The following is a 21598-nucleotide window of genomic DNA, read 5'->3' as shown; positions in this document are numbered from 1 at the left end:
TAAGTAATGTATCAGACTAAAAATAACACTCCAGAGCCAGAACGAATTGAGCTGAATCACGAAAGCTATCTACTCATCTATCCAAACTGGTCGCAACTTAACTACCAACTCCTGCGTAACAGTATTGCTTGGCAACAACATAGCATTCGCTTGTTTGGTAAACAGGTCAATGAACCTAGATTATCCGCTTGGATGGGGGATCCACAATGTGCCTATCGCTATAGCCAGCAATTACGTTTGCCAATCCCTTGGTGTGAGCCACTTAAAGAACTTCGTCAACAACTTAATCGTGAGCTGGGGACCTACTTTAATAGTGTCCTGGCTAATCTTTATCGCGATGGCGGCGATGCGATGGGCTGGCACAGTGATGACGAACCAGAGCTATTGAAAAATGCCATGATTGCATCACTGAGTTTTGGGTGTGAAAGGCGCTTCTTAATCCGTGAAAAAAAATCTCGAACTAAAGTTGGTGAGTGGGCACTGGGCAATGGTACTCTGCTGATCATGGCAGCCAAGACGCAGCAATATTATGAGCACTCGATTGCTCGGACAAAAAAAACGGTAGGTGAACGGATCAACTTAACATTTAGGCAGATTCATATTTCAGCTCAATAGATTGAAGCCTATTCCTGACAAATGAACGTTCTGTATTTATAATGCAGTCGATATTTACCTATGGAGCATTGTATGTCAGTTGCTGAACTTCTTGAAAATAAACTCCGTGAGCAATTTTGCGTTAATTTCTTGCAGGTCGTTAATGAAAGTCATCGTCATCACGTGCCACGTGGCAGCGAAAGTCATTTTAAGGTCACACTTGTTTCTGAGGCGTTTGCGGGGCAAAAGTTAATTGCCCGCCACCGGTTAGTCAATGAATGCTTAAACGAGCTTTTAGAAGGGCCTATTCACGCTTTAGCTTTGCATACATACACGCCAGAAGAATGGCAAAAACGCGCGGGCGAAGCGCCGAAAACACCAAATTGTGTTGGCAGTTAATAATCCGCTTGGTATGAACTGGACTATTCATTTAATCTGTCTAGACTTAGCATAGATATCAATCAATTAAGGAATCAATATTGATTGATAGTTGTTTATTATTTAATCATTATCGAAAGGTGTTAGCGGTAAAACGAGAATATACCCTTAAAATGAATGATTTATAATAGCCGAATGTTGATAATTGATGCTAACATAATGCCGTTTTATACAGGGTTGTAAGCTAAGTATCGTAATAGCTAACGGCTGTCACGAATTTGTTACCAGCATTAAACAATCACTCATCTTCCGACTCAATTAACTGTGTAAGAGAGTATGATTTCAATAAAAAAAGGATTGGATGTACCAATCACTGGTGCTCCAAAGCAGCAGATTACGGATAAAGTCTCTTGTGCTCATGTCGCTGTTCTTGGCGAGGAATATGTCGGTATGCGACCGACAATGAAAGTCAAAGTCGGCGATAAAGTTATCCAAGGTGACGTCTTATTTGAAGACAAAAAGAACCCCGGGGTTCTTTTCACAGCACCAGCTTCAGGTGAAGTTGTTGCAATTAACCGTGGTTCTCGGCGAGTTTTACAATCGGTTGTGATTAAGAAAAATGATCAACCCGGTAAAGACTTCGGGGCCATCTCAATGGAGCAATTGGGCTCTCTTTCTCGTCAACAAATTGTCGATAAATTAGTTCAGTCTGGTCAGTGGAGCGCATTCAAGAGTCGCCCATTCAGCCATATTCCTGCTATTGATGCTAAGCCTGCTGCCATTTTTGTGACAGCGATGGATACTAATCCCTTAGCAGCAGACGCGAAACCAATTATCGAGCGCAATGAGCAAGCCTATACCGATGGATTGCTGATTCTCAGTAAATTAACTGAGGGTGAGGTATTCGTTTGTAAAGGCGATTATTCATTACCGTCTGCAAACGCCAATAATCTTCGTGAAGAAACATTTGTTGGCCCTCATCCAGCAGGTTTGGCAGGAACGCATATTCACTTCTTAAAACCCGTTAGCCTCGCGCGGCGCGTCTGGGTCATCAATTATCAGGATGTCATTGCTTTTGGCAAACTGTTTACGAGTGGCAAAATTGATGCTGAGCGAGTTATTTCTTTAGCGGGGCCAGAGGTGAAGACGCCTCGTTTGGTGATCACTGAAGTAGGTGCGGCTTTGGATGAAATTTGTGAAGGTGAGTTGAAAATCGACGAGGGGCTCCTGCGTATTATTTCAGGTAGTGTCTTGTGCGGTACAACGGCTAAAGGCCCTCACGCATACTTAGGCCGCTATCATCAACAAGTTAGTGTGCTCAAAGAAGGAATTGAAAAAGAATTCTTAGCTTGGGCGGTTCCGGGGAAAAATAAATTTTCGCTAGCCCGCGTTTTTTCTTCTCATCTAAATCGTGCCAAAAAATTCGCTATGACAACCACTACCGGTGGCAGCGAACGAGCAATGGTACCTATTGGGTTATATGAACGGGTGATGCCACTAGATATTTTGGCGACCATGTTGTTGCGAGATTTGTTAAGTGGTGACACGGATAGTGCTCAACAATTAGGCTGTCTTGAGCTTGAAGAAGAAGATTTAGCCTTATGTTCATTTGTTTGTCCGGGCAAGTACGAGTATGGTGCTGTGCTTCGCCAGTGTTTAACCAAAATTGAAGCGGAGGGTTAAGCATGAGTCTGAAGCATTACCTTGAAAAAATTGAACCTCATTTTTTACCCGGTGGAAAATATGAAAAATGGTTTGCGTTGTATGAAGCAACTGCAACTTTTTTATATTCTCCAGGAACTGTTACTAAAGGTTTAACTCACGTTCGCGATAATCTTGATCTTAAACGGATGATGATTATCGTTTGGGCTGCGTTGCTCCCAGCATTATTTTTTGGCATGTATAACGTTGGTGCTCAAGCTAACCACGCCATCGCGGGGGGCTTGGCTCCTTTTGCAGATTGGCATACTTGGATATTGAACCTGTTTGACGTTCCTATGGGAGCGCATGCCGGTTGGATTGCGGATACGTTATATGGGGCTTGCTTTGTTGTTCCTATTTACGCGGTCACTTTTATCGTGGGTGGTTTCTGGGAAGTTTTATTCTCGATGGTCAGAAAACATGAGGTGAATGAAGGTTTCTTCGTCACATCGATTCTGTTCACGATGACGCTGCCTCCGACCATTCCTTTGTGGGAAGTGGCACTGGGGGCGACATTCGGCGTTGTGATTGCCAAAGAAGTATTTGGTGGTACAGGTAAAAACTTCCTTAACCCCGCATTAGCTGGTCGTGCGTTTTTGTTTTTTGCATATCCGATAAACATGTCAGGCGATGCAGTTTGGACTGCCGTTGATGGCTTTTCTGGTGCAACGTCATTAAGCGTTGCAGCAAGTGGTGGGTTGCCTGCTTTGGCTCATGCCGGAATCACATGGCCGGATGCCTTTTTTGGCTTCATGCAAGGTTCTGTGGGTGAAACCTCGACATTTTTGCTGCTACTGGGTGGCTTGGTCATTATGTATACGCGGATTGCTTCATGGCGAATCGTGTTAGGCGTCATGATTGGTATGATAGCCACTAGTACTATGCTTAATTTGATCGGTTCTAATACCAACTATATGTTTGCGGTTCCTGCATACTGGCATTTGGTGATGGGCGGATTTGCTTTGGGCATGTTCTTTATGGCAACAGATCCGGTTTCGGCATCCTTTACGAACAAAGGACGTTGGTGGTATGGCATTTTAATTGGTGCCATGGTGGTCTTTATTCGAGTTGTTAACCCAGCCTTCCCAGAAGGGATGATGCTTGCGATTCTGTTCTCGAACCTGTTTGCACCACTATTTGACCATTTCGTTGTTCAGGCCAATATTAAGCGGAGGATGGCACGTAATGTCGGGTAATGATTCACTAGGAAAAACCCTATCAGTTGTGATTGGTATTAGCCTGATCTGTTCGATTGTGGTTTCGGGTGCGGCTGTCGGGCTCAAAGGAATGCAGGATCACAACATAAAGGTCAATAAACAGAGCAATATTCTGCAAGTTTCAGGTGTGGATTATCAGGGTAAATCAATCACTGATGTCTATAACAAACGGATTGAACCAAAAGTTGTTAATTTGAATACTGGCGAGTATGTCCCGGCCAGTAAGATTAATCCGGTGACGTTTAATCAACGTGTGGCTGCGAAAGACCCATCGATGAGTATGGCGTTGAGTCAGAATCAAGATCTTGCTGGGATTAAACGGCGTTCTAATTATGCGACCGTCTATTTAGTTCATAATAAAGATGGCAAACTGGCTCGAGTTATTTTACCAATTCATGGACGTGGTTTATGGTCAATGATGTATGCTTTCTTGGCTGTTGCCCCCGATGGTAATACAGTGAAAGGGATCATCTATTATCAACAAGGTGAAACACCAGGACTCGGTGCTCAGGTTGAAAACCCAAGTTGGCGGGCTGAGTTTGTAGGTAAAAAGCTTTATAATGCCAATTACAAGCCCGCTTTAACGTTGATTAAAGGTGGAGCAAATCCAAACGCGCCATCGCAGGTTGATGCACTTTCAGGAGCCACATTGACCAGTAATGGTGTCAGAAATACTCTGAAATTCTGGTTAGGACCATTGGGTTATTCCAAATACCTAACCAAATTACGTCAAGGAGAACTGAATAATGGCTAATGCAAAAGAAACCAAAAAGATTCTCTTTGGACCAATTATTGCTAATAACCCTATTACCCTACAGGTATTAGGGGTTTGTTCGGCACTGGCTGTGACCAGTAAAATGCAAAATGCCTTTGTGATGGCGGTTGCACTGACAGCAGTAACAGCATTCTCGAACTTGTTTATTTCAATGATTCGTAACCATATTCCATCCAGTGTGCGAATTATTGTACAGATGGCAATTATTGCTTCGTTAGTTATCGTTGTAGACCAAGTTTTACGAGCGGTAGCTTATGATGTGTCCAAACAGTTATCCGTTTATGTTGGCTTGATTATTACCAACTGTATTGTGATGGGCCGAGCTGAAGCATATGCAATGAAAAGTCCGCCATGGGATAGTTTCCTTGATGGAATTGGTAATGGTTTAGGCTATGGCGCTATCTTAATGGTGGTGAGCTTTATTCGTGAGTTGTTAGGTTCAGGATCCATTTTTGGCTTAACAGTTCTACCTCTTATTTCGCATGGTGGCTGGTATCACCCGAATGGCTTGTTATTGCTTCCTGCGAGTGCCTTCTTTGTGATTGGTTTACTGATTTGGGCGGTGCGAACTTGGCATCCTGAACAGCAGGAACCCAAGGAGTAATAAACAATGGAACATTTAATTAGTATTTTTGTTAAATCAGTGTTCATTGAAAATATGGCACTGTCGTTTCTGTTGGGGATGTGTACATTTCTGGCTGTATCGAAAAAAGTTAAAACTGCTCTGGGGTTGGGGATCGCAGTGACTGTGGTGCTAGGGATTTCTGTCCCTGTCAACCAAGTTATCTATTTCCACTTGTTAGCCCCTGGCGCGTTGGCTTGGGCTGGTCTGCCAAATGTCGATTTGAGCTTCTTAGGGTTCATTACTTTTATTGGTGTCATTGCGGCTTTGGTTCAAATCTTAGAAATGATTTTGGATCGATATGTACCTGCGCTTTATAACGCATTGGGTATTTATCTACCGCTGATTACAGTGAACTGTGCAATTTTCGGTGGTGTGTCATTCATGGTTCAACGCCAATACGATTTCGTTGAATCGGTTGTATATGGCTTCGGGAGTGGTTTTGGCTGGTTGTTGGCAATTGTTGCTTTGGCCGGTATCCGTGAAAAGATGAAGTATTCTGATGTACCAGCTGGTTTACGAGGTTTGGGGATTACATTTCTCACTGCGGGCCTTATGGCTATGGGCTTTATGTCATTCTCTGGTGTCCAGCTTTAGTGTTAACAAACAAGGATTGAGTCGATGGAAATTGTTCTCGGCGTAGCGATGTTTACCTTGATCGTTCTCGTGCTGGTGGTTCTTATTTTGTTCGCCAAATCGAAACTGGTCAGTTCCGGTGATGTCAAAATTGAAATTAATGATGATCCTGACAAAATGGTGATTGCTCATCCTGGCACTAAATTGCTGGGGGCATTAGCCAATTCAGGTATTTTCGTATCATCAGCATGTGGCGGCGGTGGTTCCTGTGGTCAATGTCGGGTCGTCATCAAAGATGGCGGGGGTGATATTCTACCTACTGAGTTGGACCACATTAGCAAGCGTGAAGCGCGACAAGGGTGTCGTCTGTCTTGCCAAGTATCGGTTAAAAACGACCTTAAGATTGAGCTGCCAGAAGAAGTTTTCGGGATTAAAAAGTGGGAATGCGAAGTCATCTCTAATGAAAATCGGGCCACCTTTATTAAAGAACTGAAACTTAAAATTCCTGATGGTGAAAGTGTGCCATTTAGGGCAGGGGGGTATATTCAGATTGAAGCCCCTGCTTATGATATTGAGTTTAAAGATTTCGATATCCCTGAGCGCTTTCGTGATGATTGGGAACGTTTTAATTTCTTTGATCTTAAAGCTAAAACAGAAGATGAAACCATTCGCGCGTATTCAATGGCTAATTACCCCTTAGAAGAAGGGATTATTATGCTGAATGTGCGTATTGCCACACCACCCCCAAGAAATCCGCATGTGCCACCAGGGCGCATGTCATCTTATATTTTTAGTTTGAAACCCGGTGATAAAGTGACCATCAGTGGGCCATTTGGTGAGTTTTTCGCTAAAGATACAGATGCAGAAATGATCTTTATTGGTGGTGGCGCTGGTATGGCTCCAATGCGTAGCCATATTTTTGACCAGCTACGGCGACTGCATACCAAGCGTAAAATGAGTTTCTGGTATGGTGCTCGTTCGAGACGTGAAATGTTCTATGTTGAAGATTTTGATGAGCTTCAAGAAGAGAATGATAACTTTGAATGGCATGTAGCGTTATCAGATCCTATTCCAGAAGACAATTGGACGGGGAAAACGGGCTTTATTCATAACGTTCTTTATGAAAATTATCTTAAAGATCATGAAGCTCCAGAAGATTGCGAATATTACATGTGTGGTCCTCCGGTGATGAACGCAGCGGTTATTAAGATGTTGCATGATTTAGGCGTCGAAGATGAAAACATCCTTCTGGATGATTTTGGGGGCTAGTCATCATCGCTAGTAAAAAGCCAGTAACGTGTGCATGAAGTGCGGCAGGTTACTGGCTTTTTTTGTTTGTACTTGAGATGATATTTGCATCTGCTGAGTAGATTGGCGAAAATAAGCTTATAGTCTTGATGAATATTTCATCAGGCAGTTTTTTTAGTGGTGAATATATGACATATTTTTTGATCACATTTGTTGTTTTTTTAGTGATCATTGCGGCAATGTCGATTGGTTACATTATTCAACGCAAAACGATCTCTGGTAGTTGCGGGGGGATTGCAGCTCTAGGGCTGGATAAAGTTTGCGATTGTCCAGAACCATGTGAAAAACGTAAAGCAAGAATGGCTAGAGAAAAACATCTTGCGCAAATTAGAGAAGAAAACCGTATTATCTAAATGGTGACTTTTTATTCGTAGCTGCTAGAATAGCTGTATATCCATACAGCTATTTTTTTATGCGTAAAATCATTCACGTTGATATGGACTGCTTCTATGCGGCAGTTGAGATGCGAGATAATCCAGCTTTAAAAGAGGTTCCGATTGCAATTGGAGGCTCTAAGGAAACTCGTGGAGTAATTGCAACTTGTAATTATCCTGCTCGTCAATATGGTATTCATTCTGCAATGCCAACTGCTCAAGCGTTAAAATTGTGCCCACATTTGGTATTAGTTCGTGGCCGGATGGCCTTATATAAAGAGGTCTCTGCCCAAATCCGTGAGATTTTTCTCTCTTTTACCCCTTTAGTTGAGCCACTTTCTCTGGATGAAGCCTATTTAGATGTCACGAATGTCTCGTTATGTCAGGGCAGTGCTACCTTGATGGCTGAAGAGATCCGGCGACAAATTCTTGCTAAGACTGCACTGACGGCTTCCGCTGGTGTAGCACCTAATAAATTTTTAGCTAAAATCGCATCAGAAGAGAATAAGCCAGATGGTTTATTCGTGATTGCTCCGGAGCAAGCAGGTACTTTTGCTCGAAGTGTACAATTAAATAAGATCCCAGGCGTTGGGCCACGTACTTGGCAACGTTTGCAGGAATTCGGTTTGTTTACTGGGCAAGATGTTCTAGCTCATAGCCCCGAACAACTTAGTCAGTGGTTCGGCAAGTTTGGCCTAGTTCTATATCAACGCAGCCAAGGGATTGATGAGCGCAGTGTGGAGCCGACTCGAATTCGTAAATCGGTGGGGATTGAGCATACGTATCCGAGTGACTTTGCAACGTCAAGCCAGTGCTTAGATGCACTACTTGCGCAGTTACCCGAGTTGCGAGCCCGTCTTGGAAAACGTAGCTTTCATGGTGTTCAAGTTAAACTGAAGTTTACTGATTTTACTCAGACTACCGTTGCCTGTCGCAGCAGCGGTTTGTATCTGAATGAACTACAGGCATTGGTAGAGAAAGCCTATCAGCGAGGGCGGGGTAAAAAAGTGCGACTAGTTGGTTTATCTGTTTCTTTATGTGATGACCAACACCAGCAGCTTAGCCTGAGCTTTGACTGCTAAGTTAGATATAAAAAGAGGGCATTAAAACCCTCTTATATAGTATGACGAAAAAAGTTATTCGCCTTTTTGCGGAATGTTTTTCAACGTTGCTAGCAGCAATTGCCAGTATTTTTCAACGGTGACAATTTCTACTTGTTCATCAGGTGAGTGCGGGAATTGGATGGTTGGTCCAAATGACACCATATCCCAATGAGGGTAAGCTGTTTTGAACAAGCCACATTCAAGGCCAGCATGAATGACCATAATATTGGGGAGTTCACCGTAGAGGTTTGAATAGACATCCCGAACAACTTTCATAATGGGTGAGTTTGCATCGGGTTTCCAGCCTGGATATCCACCATCCGAGTAGATTTCAGCTCCCGCAAGATTAAACAGCGAAGCCAAAATATCTTCGACATAGTGGCGATGGCTGTCAACAAGAGAGCGAACCAAAAAATTCACTTTAATCAAACCATTATCAGTGGTTTCAACGACACCCATATTAAGAGAAGTTTCAACCACTCCTTTGATTTCATGACTCATGCTGATTACTCCATTTGGAGAAGCATTGAGCGCTTGAATAAAGCGAGTTGCAAAGGCAGGGGCAAAAACTTTTTGCACAGCTTCGGTAGTTTCAACAGCAATGGTCAGATTCGTTTCAATTGCACCCAGTTCGCTGTCTAAGGTTGCCTGAAATGTGTCAATAAATTGTTCCAGTTCACTTAACTTATCTTCACCAAGGACAATTGTACAATGTGCTTCACGAGGAATTGCGTTGCGTAGATTACCACCATTAAAGCTCTCTAATGCATATTCGCTTTGTTTGGCCAGCTCGCTTAATAAACGTGCTAATAATTTATTGGCATTTGCTCGGCCAGTATGAATATCTGCACCTGAATGCCCTCCTTTTAGGCCTTTAAGGCTAATTATGACAGCCTGACCTTTCGGCGCATCCTGATATTCGATCGCAAATTTGACATGGGTATCGCCGCCGCCAGCACATCCCATATAAATTTCACCTTCGGTTTCAGAATCAGTGTTGATTAAAATTTCGCCATTCAACCAACCTGGTTTCAACCCAAAAGCGCCATCCATGCCTGCTTCTTCAGTCATGGTTAACAGGGCCTCAAGAGGTCCGTGAGCGATGTGCTCAGCATCTAAAACAGCCAGAATACTAGCCAGACCAATGCCATTATCAGAGCCAAGCGTTGTCCCTTTGGCTTTAACCCATTCGCCATCGACATAGGCCTCGATTGGATCTTTGGTGAAATCGTGCTGGGTATCAGAATTGGCCTGCGGAACCATATCTAGATGGGCTTGCAGTATGGTTGGTTTCCGGTTTTCCATGCCTTTCGTTGCCGCTTTGCGCAGAAAAATGTTACCGGTTTCATCACGTTTTGCTTCAAGGCCTTTTTCTTTCGCCCAATTCATAATCCAGTCGGCGAGAGCCTGTTCATGGTATGAAGGATGAGGGATTGAGCAAATTTTCTCAAAAAACTGCCATAAGGGCTGAGGATTAAGTTCACTAAGCTTTGTCAAAATAGACCTCTTGATCGATGATAGATTGCTTTGATTCTAACTTCTTTTGCTAAGGATAACACTAGGGACTGTTGACCTTTGGTGATTAGTTTTGCAGAAATCTGAGAGGGATTTAGGCAAGGCAAACGTTGTGCCGTGTAGTTATTGGCCACAAAGAACGTTTAACGCTGGATAAATTCCTCTCAGATACTGCCCTTGGGGTTCATTTAAACGCATCCTGAACTTTGTTGCCCCCTGCTTTAACTCATTAAGCGACGCAGGGTGCGCCGCGTTCAAAATGCGTTTAATTTGAACAAAATTCAACCACCAAAGGTCAACAGTCCCTAGCGAGTGATGATTTTCCGTTTCACTGTGTATCATCGTTCAAGTGCTTTATTAGACTCGATAAGTGGACTGATATATATCGACATTTAACGAAAATAAATAATATTTTTATTAATAGTGGGTAGACTGAAATGACCAGTTTTGTCTAAATAATACGCAATAAGTTTTCAAACTAGCTGTCTTCTTTTCAAACGCGATTCATGTATGTCAAAAACTTCAGTGATTCATTGAATCAGCTCTAGTCAACCTATTCGATGGGATTTATAATACCGCGCTTTATATCCCCCCTTTCTACTGGTAGTCGGAGTACTGCTATATCGGTCCAATAATAGGAATAGGAATATGTTAGAAAAATTATTTAAACTTCGAGAGCACAATACTAATGTGCGAACCGAGGTGATTGCTGGGTTAACGACGTTTTTGACGATGGCCTATATCATTTTCGTTAACCCCTCTGTACTGAAAGACGCAGGCATGGATCAAGGCTCGGTCTTTGTCGCAACATGTTTAGCTGCTGCTGTGGGTAGCTTCATTATGGGATTTTGGGCCAATTATCCAATCGCGTTGGCTCCTGGCATGGGACTGAACGCGTTCTTTACTTATACGGTCGTGCTTCATCTGCACTATAGCTGGAATGTTGCACTAGGCGCAGTTTTCTTATCTGGTTGTATTTTCATTGCGCTGAGTTTGTTTAAGATCCGCGAATGGGTGATTAACTCAATTCCGCAAAGTCTGCGTTTGGGGATCGCCGCGGGGATTGGTTTGTTCCTTGGTTTCATTGCTCTGAAAAATGCGGGGATTGTTGTCAACAACGACGCAACTTTAGTGGGCATGAGCAGCATGAAAAGTCCTGAAACTTTGCTCGCTGCACTAGGCTTTTTTATTATTATTGCGCTGGATGCACTGAAAGTGAAAGGCAGTGTGCTGATTTCTATTTTAGCTATTTCAGTTATCTCTTTGCTGCTGGGTATGGTTCAATATCATGGTATTGTTTCTGCACCACCGAGTATTGATAAAACATTTTTACAACTTGATATTGCTGGCGCATTTAAAGTTTCAATGATTAGTGTAATTTTCGCTTTCTTATTTGTGGATCTATTTGATACTGCGGGAACTTTAATGGCGGTTGCTCAGCGCGGGAACCTTTTGGATGCTAAAGGCAACCTTCCGCGTTTGAATAAAGCACTGTTGGCGGATTCTTCTGCTACTGTGATTGGGACTATCTTTGGGACTTCAAGTACGACTAGCTACATCGAAAGTGGTTCGGGTGTAGAAGCGGGAGGACGCACAGGTCTTACTGCAGTTGTTGTTGGCTTTTTATTCATTCTGGCGCTATTGTTCTCTCCATTGGCGGAGATGATTCCAGAATATGCGACTGCTGGTGCACTGTTTTATGTTTGTGTGCTGATGGTTTCAAGTCTGTCTCATATCGAATGGAATGACTTAACAGAAGCAGCTCCTGCGGTTATTGCTGCGATTATGATGCCTCTTTCTTATTCTATCGCTGACGGGATTGCACTTGGCTTTATCTCGTATGCGGTGATTAAATTACTCAGTGGCAAATATAAACAAGTTTCTATTAGCGTTTGGTGTTTGGCGGTGATCTTTATCGTTAAATTCGCATTCGGTTAACGCAAATAAAAGGTAAGTACAATCTGGGGTCTTTATGACAGATAAATTTCACGTCTCGTGGGAGACGATGCAACGAGACGTAAGAATATTGGCGAAACGGCTGATGCCTGCAACACAGTGGACTGGCATTATAGCGGTAAGTCGTGGCGGGCTTGCACCGGCATCAGTGTTAGCTCGGGAACTAGGGATTCGTTATGTTGATACGGTTTGTATCTCTAGTTATGACCATGATAATCAGCGTGAGCTTAACGTTCTGAAAAAAGCTGAAACAGACGGTGAAGGCTTTATTGTTATCGATGACTTAGTCGATACCGGGGGTACCGCTCAGGCTATTCGCCAAATGTATCCTAAAGCACATTTCGTAACCGTTTATGCTAAACCACAGGGTAAGCCTTTGGTCGATGATTTTGTCAAAGAAGTCCCTCAGGGAACTTGGATTGAACAACCATGGGATATGGCTGAGATTTATGTGAAGCCGATTTGCGAACAAGAATAAATCGTGTTGATTCGCTTTGATCACCCTATAAAGCCATAGCATTGCTATGGCTTTATTGTATCTATAATTGACTAAATGTTAAAATAACTCATTCTTTGGGTACTCGCCGAAGATGAGTCATGGCTGAGTTTTCATCCATTCAAGGAGGCTTCGTGCTGACACGCTCAGAACAGTTGTTTCAACGGCAGCGTACAGTGCGTGAAACATCCACACTGGCAAATGCTGCTTGTATTAAAAATCTTCATTCTCAACCTAAAAATCTACTGCACACTCATGTTGAGCAGAGTCATTGGTATCGGATGATGTTGCGTGTTGAGTGGGCTTTTTTAGGGCTTTCCCCAGTTGAAATTGGAGCTATACTCGCCAACATTGCCAGTGCGACAGCTCCACGCAGTAATTATTTGCTTGATACTATTGTTGGTTATCGCCCTGGATGTTGGTGCTATGAGTGGCTGCGCTATAGTGTTAGTTTAGCTTCCAAGCAACAATTTCTAGCTGCGGCCATGGCTGCGTCGATCGCCGATTACCCTCATTTTCGTCAAGACCCATTGAGAGTGAAAGCCCGCCCACTGCTCAATAGTTATTATGAAGAAGCAATGCGTGCTCAAGAGGATGTTGAAAAATTTGAGCAGATTCAGGTTGAGGTCTCAGGGAAATCTGCCCGAGGTTACCTGCATTTACCAACAACTACCCGGCCTGTTCCGTTAGTGATTGTCTTTGCTGACTGGTCACAGCTCTATCCCGAATGGTTTGCGCTCTACCGTGAAGGGTTGGCTAAGGCCGGAATAGCGATGTTAGTCATCGAATTTTGTGGCAGCCATGGGCTCAGTGATTTTACCTGGCAACAGCATTCAGTAGCAGTTTATCAACGCTTTATTGAACTGATGATCGATTCCCCCTATATTATGAGTACACACATAGCGCTCATTGGTTATCGTTTTAGTGTTCCGACTGCCGTAAAAATAGCGCAATTAAACCCGGATAAAATCCAGAAACTGGTCTGTTTAGAACCCGCTGTCTCTAGTATTTTCTCCCAGGAGAATAGCCATCGGCAATTACCCCAGATGGTTCGCGATGGATTGGCTAGTTTTCTAGGAGGAGATAGCAGTCAGTGGCAATATGTTGCTGCTTTATTACAGCCGTTTTCTCTTAAGGTGCAAGGATTACTTAAACGGCACAGCTGGTCGGGCCAGTTATTGACGATTTATCATCACGATAGCCTGTTGGCAAGTAAAGATGATATTAAAGAGCTTTTGATGATGGCCGATACCAGTGAGAAAGTTATATTAAAAGGTCCCGATTTTAGTGATCAGCTTGCTCAAGTGACGAGAAGCGTTGTCCATTGGTTGAAAAATCAATTGAGCTATGTGTAAATAGGGATTCAGGATAATAAATTATTCAGCATAGGATGGATATATGAGCACGAATTGGCCTTCTCATGGAAGATTAATTAGCCGTTTCAATTCTCTTGGTCCTTATTTAAGAAAACCATTAAGTAGTGAAAAAGAGTATTTTTTTGATTGTTTAAGTGAATGTGCTAACACTCGTCTTGAACCGGAAAAACGCGAGTTCTATGGGTGGTGGTTGAAATTGAACGTCACTGAGCAGGGATGTTTCGAGTATCAATATTGGTATGGTTTTTTTGACCAGCAAGGCAATTGGAGTGAACAAGACATTCCAGAACAATATGATGAATCAGTCAAGAAGACATTGTTAGATTTTTATGCAAAATTGGCACAAGAAACCCAAGAATTAGAAATTGAACTGCTGCCATCACCGAGTCTTGACATTAGCCAGGTCCTTGCTGCCTAGATAATAGAAATTTATCACAAAGCGCTGTAAATACAGCGCTTGAATCCGGTACACTAGTTTCCTTCATTGTTTTTAAATCGTTATTTTCATGTCCAAAAAAACCATTGTCGTTAAATTGGGGACCAGTGTCCTAACTGGCGGAAAAACTCGCTTAGATCGTGCTCATATGATCGAATTAGTGCGTCAGTGTCAGCATTTGCATCAGCAAGGGCATCGAGTCGTGCTGGTTTCTTCCGGTGCAATCGCGGCTGGTCGCGAGCTGATCAAACTTGGACATTCTAAATTGAGTATCAGTGAGAAGCAGATGCTTGCAGCAGTGGGGCAGTGTCGGTTAATTCGGGTTTGGGACAATCTTTTTGCTTTGTATGAACTTAAGGTCGGTCAGTTATTATTAACTCGCGCCGATTTGGAAGACCGGGAGCGGTATTTGAATGCTCGAGATGCTTTGCAGGCGGTTCTTGAACATGGCATTGTTCCTATCATTAATGAAAATGATGCGGTTGCAACCAACGAAATTAAAGTCGGTGATAATGATAACTTATCAGCACGAGTTGCCATGCTCGCTGATGCTGACCATTTACTGTTGTTAACTGACCAGCGTGGCCTGTTTACAGCGGACCCTCGTAAGCACCCGGATGCCCAGTTGATTAAAGAGGTAAAAATTATTGATGATACATTGCGACGGTTGGCTGGGGATAGTGTTAGTGGCCTAGGTACGGGCGGGATGTATACCAAGTTGCAAGCAGCTGATATTGCTCGTCGCGCCGGAATCAATGTGACGATTGCGGCCGGACGGGCTGAGGCTGTGATAGAGCGAGTGATCAATGGTGAAGAGGTTGGAACGCGTTTTCCCGGTTTAGTCAATCCACTTGAGCATCGTAAGTTATGGATTTTGGCAGGTCCTCCAGCTCAAGGTAAAATAACTATTGATGAAGGGGCTTCTCGGGCCATATTAGAGCGGGGTTCTAGCTTGCTTCCTAAAGGGATTAAAGACGTCTCGGGAGACTTTCATCGAGGCGCGGTGTTAAATATCTATAATCCTGAACAGCAGTTGATTGCCCGTGGACTTAGCCGCTATAAGGCAGAAGATCTTCGAGTATTACAGGGACATCATTCTGATCAAATTGAGTCTTTATTAGGCTATCAATATGGTGATGTAGCGATTCATCGGGATGATCTAGTTGTGACACAGCTGGCAAATGATGGGGATATATTTAAATGAACTTAGAGACAATGGGGCAGCAGGCTAAATATGCGGCCAGTGTTTTGATGAAACTGGCAAATCAGCAGAAAAACCATGTATTAATTCAGATTGCTGATGCGCTTAAAGCGAACGCTGAACGGATTGTTAAGGCTAACCAACAGGATTTAGAGAATGCCCGTGCTCAGGGGATGAGTGATGCAATGTTGGATAGGTTAGCGCTCAATGAAACGCGACTAATGGCGATTGCAGAAGATATTCGTCATGTCACTCAACTAGATGATCCGGTTGGGTGTGAACTTGAAAGCCGAGTTTTAGACAACGGGATGCGTTTGACCCGTCGTCGTGTTCCACTTGGTGTGGTTGGGGTCATTTATGAAGCACGTCCCAATGTGACGATTGATATTACGGCGCTTTGTCTTAAAACCGGGAATGCGGCAATTTTACGTGGTGGTAAAGAGACGTTGCAAACCAACTTAGTGATTGTTGATGTGATTCAACAAACTTTAGCACAGGCGAATTTACCCAAAGAAAGTATTCAGTATATTGATGATCCCGCACGGGAACGGGTTGCTGAATTTTTGCGGATGGATCAGTATGTTGACATGATTATTCCGCGAGGCGGTGAAGGTTTACACCGGATGTGCCGAGAAAATAGTACCATTCCGGTGATCATCGGAGGTTTTGGTATTAGTCATATTTTCGTGGATGAAAGTGCAAATCAGCATAAGTCGTTGGATGTGATTGAGAATGCTAAAACTTCTCGGCCTTCGACGTGTAATTCTCTGGATACGCTGTTGGTGAACGCTGCAATTGCGCCAGAATTTTTGCCAAAACTGGCTGCGCGAATGAACCAAGCGGGAGTGCAGTTAGTTGCAGAAACGAAAGCATTTCAATATTTGCAAACGGCTCATAATGTGCGTAAGGCCAATGAGCAGAGTGATTTTGATACAGAATGGCTGTCGTTAGTTTTGTCGGTCAAAATCGTGGCTAATATTGATGAAGCGTTAAGCCATATGCGTGAGCATAACGCTAGCCATTCAGATGCTATTTTAACCGAATCTTTGAACCAGGCGCAGCGCTTTATGAACGAAGTCGATTCTGCTGCTGTCTATGTGAATGCTTCGACCCGGTTTACCGATGGGGGGCAGTTTGGTTTAGGGGCCGAAGTGGCTGTATCGACACAAAAACTGCATGCTCGCGGTCCGATGGGGTTAGATGCTTTAACCAGCTATAAGTGGATTGGGGTGGGAGATTACCTAACTCGCAGTTAGCTATGATTTCGTTATGTTCTATTAACAACAAGCCATGGTGTTTGCCATGGCTTGTTATTATGGTTGTCTGCGTATTCGAGGCAGTCAGTCATAGGACAGCATAGCGACTGACTGACAGTCGCTTAGATGCTAAAAATTAATTGCTATGTATGGATGCACTTTTAACTCGTTCTCTAACGGACTGGTTCGCTCCCAGACAACAAGCGGCGGTAAATAATGCATCGGTTGAGCTATTGAGCGCTGTTTCTGCTGAATCCTGAATGACACTAATGGTCATACCTACAAACACGACTTGCATCGCAATATCATTGTGAATGCCAAATAAGTTACAGGCTAGTGGGATGAGTAATAACGAACCCCCGGCAACTCCAGACGCCCCACATGCAGAGATCGTCGCTACAACGCTAAGTAACAGTGCAGTTGCAAAATCAATTTGGATACCTAGTGTATGCACTGCAGCCAATGACAACGTTGTAATTGTAATTGCAGCTCCAGCCATGTTGATGGTGGCGCCTAGTGGAATCGAAACTGAATAGGTATCTTCATCCAATTCCAGGGAACGACATATTTCCATATTGACAGGAATGTTAGCCGCAGAACTACGAGTGAAAAAAGCGGTGATCCCACTTTCACGCAAACAGCGAAATACTAGTGGGTAGGGGTTTTGACGCAACCGAAAGAATACAATCAAGGGGTTAATAATCAATGCGATGGTGAACATTGCCCCTAATAATACGCCAATCAAATGGGCATAGTTGTAAAGTTCAGCAAAGCCTGTAGTGGCAATGGTATTGGCGATAAGGCCCATAATCCCTAGTGGCGCTAATCTAATAATTGTACGAACAATCGCCGAAACACCCTCAGCCAGATCACTAAGCACATCCCGAGTTGTCTGTTGGCCTTTACGTAATACCAGACCAATTCCAATTGCCCAGCCAAGAATTGCAATATAGTTGCCAGAACTCAGTGCTTGAACAGGATTCTGTACCAATTTAAACACTAAATTATGCAGTACGACACCAATGTCTTGTGGGGGTTGATGACTTGTATCGGCAAGTCTTAAGCTTAAATGTGTCGGGAACATATAACTGAAGACAACCGCAGTCAGAGCGGCTGCAAAAGTACCAAATATATAAAGTACTAGCACTGATTTAATATTAGTCTCACTGTCATGGCGATGGTTTGCAATGGCAGACATGACCAGAATAAACACCAAAATTGGAGCAACAGCTTGTAAGGCTTTGACAAACAATTCACCGAGCATTGCTAAATCATTTTTAGCAAAATTGGGCGATAGCGAGCCGATGGCGGCTCCGAAAATGATACCAATTAAAATTTGGACGATTAGATTAGATTTGAGCATCCTGCTTAAGGTGGGCTGTTGTGTCTGTTTCATTGTGGTGTTTCTCGAATTATTTATTATTGAGTGATAAGTTATGTTTGTTTTAAAAGAATGCCCATGAACACAAACAAGGACAGCGCTCCAGCTGTCCTATCATTAGGCATTGTTTGAATTAAATGAGGGCTATAACGCCCTGTTATTTCACTTCAACTCCCTGTGCCTGTAAGTCGGCATGATAGGAAGAGCGAACTAAAGGTCCACAGGCTGCATGGGTAAAGCCCATTTCTAATGCCTGCTGTTTAAGCTGTTCAAATTCCCCCGGTGTCACATAACGTTTCACCGGCAGGTGATGACGACTGGGTTGCAGATACTGCCCTAAGGTTAGCATTGTGACGCCGTGGGCACGCAGATCTTTCATGACCTGAAGAATATCTTCATTGGTTTCGCCAAGGCCCATCATCAATCCAGATTTGGTTGGAATTTCGGGATGACGTTTTTTGAACTCTTCAAGTAGTTTTAATGACCACTGATAGTTAGCGCCAGGGCGTGCCATTTTGTAGAAATGAGGCGCAGTTTCAAGATTATGGTTAAATACATCAGGAATAGCTTGGTCGATCGCATCGAGTGCTTTATCCATCCGTCCTCGAAAATCAGGAACGAGCGTTTCGATACGAATATCTGGACTTTTTTCACGAATTGCCCGAGTACACTCAGCAAAATGGCTAGCACCACCGTCTCGTAAATCATCACGGTCAACTGAAGTAACCACAACATAGCGTAACTTCATATCGGCAACAGTTTGTGCAAGTTTTGCAGGTTCGTTGGCATCGGGCTCTAATGGTTTCCCGTGGCCAACATCGCAAAATGGGCACCGCCGAGTGCAAATATCTCCCAAAATCATGAAGGTGGCTGTGCCATGGTGAAAACACTCGGAGAGGTTTGGACAAGCAGCCTCTTCGCAAACCGAGTGAAGATTGTTTTTGCGCATTGCTTGTTTGATTTCATCAATGCGGGCAGAACTTGAAGGGAGTTTAACCCGCATCCAGTCAGGTTTACGCAGTGGTGCGTTGTCTTCTGCGATAACCTTTACCGGTATGTAAGCCATTTTATCAGCGTCTCGCAGTTTAACTCCGGCCTCTAAATGCTTCTTTGTTGTACTCATGATATGGTTCCTAACTGTTCTTCGCTCAATGTTGCGCCTAGCAAGCCGACTAATATTGGCAAAAAAGTCTCGCTGGCCTGAGTGACCGTGGTCGGTCCACCTAAATCACTGGTCTGAGTCATCTCTAGACCAGCATATCCGCAGGGATTAATCTGATGAAACGGATTTAAATCCATATTCACGTTTAACGCCAACCCATGGAATGAACAGCCGCGGCGAACACGAAGGCCTAATGATGCTATTTTAGCATCATTGACGTAGACGCCCGGGGCATCGGCTTTCGGGTAAGCCGCTATGTGATATTGCGCAAGGGTATTCACAACTGCTTGTTCCATAATCGAAACTAAGGCGCGTACGCCTAGCTTTCTACGGCGCAGATCAAGCATCAAATATGCGATCATTTGACCTGGACCGTGGTAGGTGACTTGGCCGCCACGATCTGCCTGAAAGACTGGAATTTGTCCAGGGTTGAGCAGATGCTCTGGTTTTCCTGCTTGCCCTTGGGTAAATATCGGTGGATGTTCAACCAACCAGATCTGATCTTGGGTTGTTTCATCACGTTGCTCGGTAAATTCATGCATCCGTTGATACATGGGCTGATAATCAACCAGTCCCCAGCGAACGATTTTAATGTCGGTACATTGTTTGGTCATTATAGAACGTGACGCACATCATCAATGGCGCCTAACTGTTGATAGAGCTGTTCGATATGTTCTTTACTTGTGACCCGGATACTTAGGGTTAAAGAACGATAATTGCCTTTGGTACTCAAACGACTTGACGGTGAATAATTTCCGGGAGCTAATCGCTGCACAACTTCGAGTATTTCGCTCTCAAGTGTATCAGTAGCAACGCCCATGACTTTAAATGTAAAAGCGCATGGGAACTCGAGATATTCATCAAATTTGGTATTCATAATTGACTACGTGATCTGGTGAAACGCCGGCTTTAAGGCCGGCGCACTATCAAAACTGTCATTTTAAACGTAAATGGCCCGTTTGTCTCTAATTGCGTTAGAACCAACGAGCGAACAATTGACGAATATAATCCATCAGCTGCTTGAAGATCCCACCTTTATCAACATTTTGCAAAGCAACTAATTGATAATTGCCAACATTTTTACCGTCTAAGGTGAAATGTAATGTTCCAACAACCGCACCTTTTTTCAGCGGGGCTTCTAATGTTTTGTTTAAATCGTAGCTTGCTTTGAGGTTTTTAGCCTGGCCGCGTGGAATGGTGATCGCAACATTCTTATCGACACCTAATTCAACGTGATTAACTTTACCTTTCCAAATGCGAGCTTTGACGAAACTATCGCCAGCTTTATAGGGTTGAACGGTGTTATAAAAACGGAAACCCCATACGAGCAGTTTTTTACTTTCTGCTTCACGTGCATATTTACTCGGTGTTCCCATGACCACGGTAATTAAACGCATACCTTTATCAGTTGCTGAGGTCACCAAGTTATAACCTGCATGGCTAGTGTGGCCTGTTTTAATGCCATCCACATGCAAACTTTTATCCCATAGCAACGTGTTGCGGTTGTATTGGGTAATTCCATTGTAAGTAAATGATTTTTCAGAGTAAATTTTATACTCGTTAGGGAGGTCTTTAATCAGGTGACGAGCCAGTATAGCCATGTCACGAGCGGTAACATAGTGTTTGGGATTGTCTAGACCATCGGGGTTAACAAAGTGGCTTCCGGTCAGTCCTAAGCGCTGCGCCCAGTTATTCATCATCTGTGCAAAGGCGTCACTGCCTCCGGCAATGTAATCAGCCATAGCTACACAGGCATCGTTACCTGAATCAACGATGATCCCACGATTTAACTCCGCAACAGTGACCTGAGTATTAATTTTGAGGAACATTTTCGAGGAATCAGGAAAGTTAACAGACCATGCATCGCGACCAATCGTCACTTTATCACTATTTTTAATTGTTCCATTTTTCAGTTCCTGGCCGATGATATAACTGGTCATCATTTTGGTCAGGCTGGCTGGGGCTCTGCGTTGGTCAGCATTTTCCTCAGCAATGATTTTCCCTGAGTTGTAATCCATTACAACATAGGCCTTAGCTGAAATAGCTGGCGGGTTAGGAACAATATAGGATGCAGCAAAAACGCTGCTTGATGCGATAGTTAATGCGCATCCGACAGCCGAATATTTGAGTTTGGCGATTAATTTATTTTTCATCATCTTGCTTATTAGTCA

At 43.5% G+C, this 21598-nt stretch carries 22 protein-coding genes; 16 read left to right on the top strand and 6 right to left on the bottom strand.

The features are described from left to right. Window positions 1-6: 6 nt before the first annotated feature. The 10 genes from EV690_RS03935 (at window position 7) to dinB (ending at window position 8627) form a co-directional block, all read left to right on the top strand. Window positions 7-615 (top strand): alpha-ketoglutarate-dependent dioxygenase AlkB family protein, encoded by a 609-nt coding sequence (locus EV690_RS03935; protein ID WP_131911634.1) that lies wholly within the window; start codon window positions 7-9, stop codon window positions 613-615. A 72-nt stretch (window positions 616-687) separates the two neighbouring features. Then, entirely contained in the window at window positions 688-993 is a 306-nt protein-coding gene (locus EV690_RS03930) for a BolA family protein (RefSeq protein ID WP_131911633.1), read from the top strand. Window positions 994-1308: 315 nt separating this feature from the next. Continuing rightward, on the top strand, window positions 1309-2655 hold the full coding sequence (locus EV690_RS03925) for a Na(+)-translocating NADH-quinone reductase subunit A (protein WP_131911632.1): 1347 nt from the start codon (window positions 1309-1311) through the stop codon (window positions 2653-2655). Between the two features lie 2 nt (window positions 2656-2657). Beyond that, window positions 2658-3869 carry an NADH:ubiquinone reductase (Na(+)-transporting) subunit B gene (locus tag EV690_RS03920; protein ID WP_131911631.1) on the top strand — a complete coding sequence of 404 codons (1212 nt, stop codon included), beginning with the start codon at window positions 2658-2660 and terminating at the stop codon, window positions 3867-3869. Continuing rightward, window positions 3859-4644, top strand: coding sequence for a Na(+)-translocating NADH-quinone reductase subunit C (locus EV690_RS03915; RefSeq protein WP_131911630.1), 786 nt, complete (start codon window positions 3859-3861; stop codon window positions 4642-4644). Before EV690_RS03920 ends, EV690_RS03915 begins: the two co-directional genes overlap by 11 nt. Beyond that, the gene (locus EV690_RS03910; RefSeq protein ID WP_131911629.1) at window positions 4637-5269 is read left to right on the top strand and encodes an NADH:ubiquinone reductase (Na(+)-transporting) subunit D; all 633 of its coding nucleotides are present in this window, start codon (window positions 4637-4639) and stop codon (window positions 5267-5269) included. Before EV690_RS03915 ends, EV690_RS03910 begins: the two co-directional genes overlap by 8 nt. 6 nt (window positions 5270-5275) lie before the next feature. Further along, on the top strand, window positions 5276-5884 hold the full coding sequence (gene nqrE / locus EV690_RS03905) for an NADH:ubiquinone reductase (Na(+)-transporting) subunit E (protein WP_131911628.1): 609 nt from the start codon (window positions 5276-5278) through the stop codon (window positions 5882-5884). A 24-nt stretch (window positions 5885-5908) separates the two neighbouring features. Beyond that, entirely contained in the window at window positions 5909-7132 is a 1224-nt protein-coding gene (gene nqrF / locus EV690_RS03900; RefSeq protein ID WP_131911627.1) for an NADH:ubiquinone reductase (Na(+)-transporting) subunit F, read from the top strand. A 167-nt stretch (window positions 7133-7299) separates the two neighbouring features. Then, the gene (nqrM, locus tag EV690_RS03895; protein ID WP_131911626.1) at window positions 7300-7524 is read left to right on the top strand and encodes a (Na+)-NQR maturation NqrM; all 225 of its coding nucleotides are present in this window, start codon (window positions 7300-7302) and stop codon (window positions 7522-7524) included. A gap of 59 nt (window positions 7525-7583) precedes the next feature. After that, window positions 7584-8627, top strand: a complete 1044-nt coding sequence (gene dinB / locus EV690_RS03890) for a DNA polymerase IV (protein ID WP_131911625.1) — start codon at window positions 7584-7586, stop codon at window positions 8625-8627. A gap of 54 nt (window positions 8628-8681) precedes the next feature. Here the strand turns inward: dinB and EV690_RS03885 are convergent, their stop codons facing one another. Beyond that, a complete protein-coding gene (locus tag EV690_RS03885) occupies window positions 8682-10145 on the bottom strand; it encodes an aminoacyl-histidine dipeptidase (RefSeq protein ID WP_131911624.1) in 1464 nt (487 codons plus the stop codon). Between the two features lie 666 nt (window positions 10146-10811). Here EV690_RS03885 and EV690_RS03880 point away from each other — a divergent pair. The 6 genes from EV690_RS03880 (at window position 10812) to EV690_RS03855 (ending at window position 16884) form a co-directional block, all read left to right on the top strand. Continuing rightward, complete coding sequence (locus tag EV690_RS03880) at window positions 10812-12101, top strand: NCS2 family permease (RefSeq protein WP_131911623.1); 1290 nt, start codon at window positions 10812-10814, stop codon at window positions 12099-12101. A 34-nt stretch (window positions 12102-12135) separates the two neighbouring features. Then, window positions 12136-12597, top strand: coding sequence for a xanthine phosphoribosyltransferase (gene gpt, locus EV690_RS03875; RefSeq protein WP_131911622.1), 462 nt, complete (start codon window positions 12136-12138; stop codon window positions 12595-12597). Window positions 12598-12716: 119 nt separating this feature from the next. Beyond that, window positions 12717-13970, top strand: coding sequence for an alpha/beta hydrolase (locus EV690_RS03870; protein ID WP_131911621.1), 1254 nt, complete (start codon window positions 12717-12719; stop codon window positions 13968-13970). A gap of 43 nt (window positions 13971-14013) precedes the next feature. After that, entirely contained in the window at window positions 14014-14409 is a 396-nt protein-coding gene (crl, locus tag EV690_RS03865; protein ID WP_131911620.1) for a sigma factor-binding protein Crl, read from the top strand. Window positions 14410-14497: 88 nt separating this feature from the next. Then, entirely contained in the window at window positions 14498-15631 is a 1134-nt protein-coding gene (gene proB, locus EV690_RS03860) for a glutamate 5-kinase (RefSeq protein ID WP_131911619.1), read from the top strand. Further along, a complete protein-coding gene (locus tag EV690_RS03855; RefSeq protein WP_131911618.1) occupies window positions 15628-16884 on the top strand; it encodes a glutamate-5-semialdehyde dehydrogenase in 1257 nt (418 codons plus the stop codon). The genes proB and EV690_RS03855 overlap by 4 nt, the downstream gene beginning before the upstream one ends. A gap of 136 nt (window positions 16885-17020) precedes the next feature. Here the strand turns inward: EV690_RS03855 and sstT are convergent, their stop codons facing one another. The 5 genes from sstT to EV690_RS03830 form a co-directional block, all read right to left on the bottom strand. Beyond that, complete coding sequence (gene sstT, locus EV690_RS03850; RefSeq protein ID WP_131911617.1) at window positions 17021-18280, bottom strand: serine/threonine transporter SstT; 1260 nt, start codon at window positions 18278-18280, stop codon at window positions 17021-17023. A 142-nt stretch (window positions 18281-18422) separates the two neighbouring features. Further along, window positions 18423-19388 carry a lipoyl synthase gene (lipA, locus tag EV690_RS03845; RefSeq protein WP_131911616.1) on the bottom strand — a complete coding sequence of 322 codons (966 nt, stop codon included), beginning with the start codon at window positions 19386-19388 and terminating at the stop codon, window positions 18423-18425. After that, the gene (gene lipB, locus EV690_RS03840) at window positions 19385-20041 is read right to left on the bottom strand and encodes a lipoyl(octanoyl) transferase LipB (RefSeq protein ID WP_131911615.1); all 657 of its coding nucleotides are present in this window, start codon (window positions 20039-20041) and stop codon (window positions 19385-19387) included. The genes lipA and lipB overlap by 4 nt, the downstream gene beginning before the upstream one ends. Next, window positions 20041-20307: a DUF493 family protein YbeD gene (gene ybeD, locus EV690_RS03835; protein ID WP_131911614.1), complete on the bottom strand. Its 267-nt coding sequence runs from the start codon at window positions 20305-20307 to the stop codon at window positions 20041-20043. Before ybeD ends, lipB begins: the two co-directional genes overlap by 1 nt. A gap of 94 nt (window positions 20308-20401) precedes the next feature. After that, window positions 20402-21580 (bottom strand): serine hydrolase, encoded by a 1179-nt coding sequence (locus EV690_RS03830; RefSeq protein WP_207907511.1) that lies wholly within the window; start codon window positions 21578-21580, stop codon window positions 20402-20404. Window positions 21581-21598 lie beyond the last annotated feature (18 nt).

Origin of the sequence: Celerinatantimonas diazotrophica, assembly GCF_004339545.1 — a bacterium.
Classification (GTDB): Bacteria; Pseudomonadota; Gammaproteobacteria; order Enterobacterales; family Celerinatantimonadaceae; genus Celerinatantimonas; species Celerinatantimonas diazotrophica.
The sequence above is the reverse complement of the archived record's forward strand: the minus strand, read 5'-3'. Positions and strand labels throughout refer to the sequence as shown.

Excerpts from the sequence above, each read along its gene's own strand:
- EV690_RS03935 (WP_131911634.1), top strand. The coding sequence starts at position 7 with ATGTATCAGACTAAAAATAACACTCCAGAGCCAGAACGAATTGAGCTG.
- EV690_RS03930 (WP_131911633.1), top strand. The coding sequence starts at position 688 with ATGTCAGTTGCTGAACTTCTTGAAAATAAACTCCGTGAGCAATTTTGC.
- EV690_RS03925 (WP_131911632.1), top strand. The coding sequence starts at position 1,309 with ATGATTTCAATAAAAAAAGGATTGGATGTACCAATCACTGGTGCTCCA.
- EV690_RS03920 (WP_131911631.1), top strand. The coding sequence starts at position 2,658 with ATGAGTCTGAAGCATTACCTTGAAAAAATTGAACCTCATTTTTTACCC.
- EV690_RS03915 (WP_131911630.1), top strand. The coding sequence starts at position 3,859 with ATGTCGGGTAATGATTCACTAGGAAAAACCCTATCAGTTGTGATTGGT.
- EV690_RS03910 (WP_131911629.1), top strand. The coding sequence starts at position 4,637 with ATGGCTAATGCAAAAGAAACCAAAAAGATTCTCTTTGGACCAATTATT.
- nqrE (WP_131911628.1), top strand. The coding sequence starts at position 5,276 with ATGGAACATTTAATTAGTATTTTTGTTAAATCAGTGTTCATTGAAAAT.
- nqrF (WP_131911627.1), top strand. The coding sequence starts at position 5,909 with ATGGAAATTGTTCTCGGCGTAGCGATGTTTACCTTGATCGTTCTCGTG.
- nqrM (WP_131911626.1), top strand. The coding sequence starts at position 7,300 with ATGACATATTTTTTGATCACATTTGTTGTTTTTTTAGTGATCATTGCG.
- dinB (WP_131911625.1), top strand. The coding sequence starts at position 7,584 with ATGCGTAAAATCATTCACGTTGATATGGACTGCTTCTATGCGGCAGTT.
- EV690_RS03880 (WP_131911623.1), top strand. The coding sequence starts at position 10,812 with ATGTTAGAAAAATTATTTAAACTTCGAGAGCACAATACTAATGTGCGA.
- gpt (WP_131911622.1), top strand. The coding sequence starts at position 12,136 with ATGACAGATAAATTTCACGTCTCGTGGGAGACGATGCAACGAGACGTA.
- EV690_RS03870 (WP_131911621.1), top strand. The coding sequence starts at position 12,717 with ATGGCTGAGTTTTCATCCATTCAAGGAGGCTTCGTGCTGACACGCTCA.
- crl (WP_131911620.1), top strand. The coding sequence starts at position 14,014 with ATGAGCACGAATTGGCCTTCTCATGGAAGATTAATTAGCCGTTTCAAT.
- proB (WP_131911619.1), top strand. The coding sequence starts at position 14,498 with ATGTCCAAAAAAACCATTGTCGTTAAATTGGGGACCAGTGTCCTAACT.
- EV690_RS03855 (WP_131911618.1), top strand. The coding sequence starts at position 15,628 with ATGAACTTAGAGACAATGGGGCAGCAGGCTAAATATGCGGCCAGTGTT.
- sstT (WP_131911617.1), bottom strand. The coding sequence starts at position 18,280 with ATGAAACAGACACAACAGCCCACCTTAAGCAGGATGCTCAAATCTAAT.
- lipA (WP_131911616.1), bottom strand. The coding sequence starts at position 19,388 with ATGAGTACAACAAAGAAGCATTTAGAGGCCGGAGTTAAACTGCGAGAC.
- lipB (WP_131911615.1), bottom strand. The coding sequence starts at position 20,041 with ATGACCAAACAATGTACCGACATTAAAATCGTTCGCTGGGGACTGGTT.
- EV690_RS03830 (WP_207907511.1), bottom strand. The coding sequence starts at position 21,580 with ATGAAAAATAAATTAATCGCCAAACTCAAATATTCGGCTGTCGGATGC.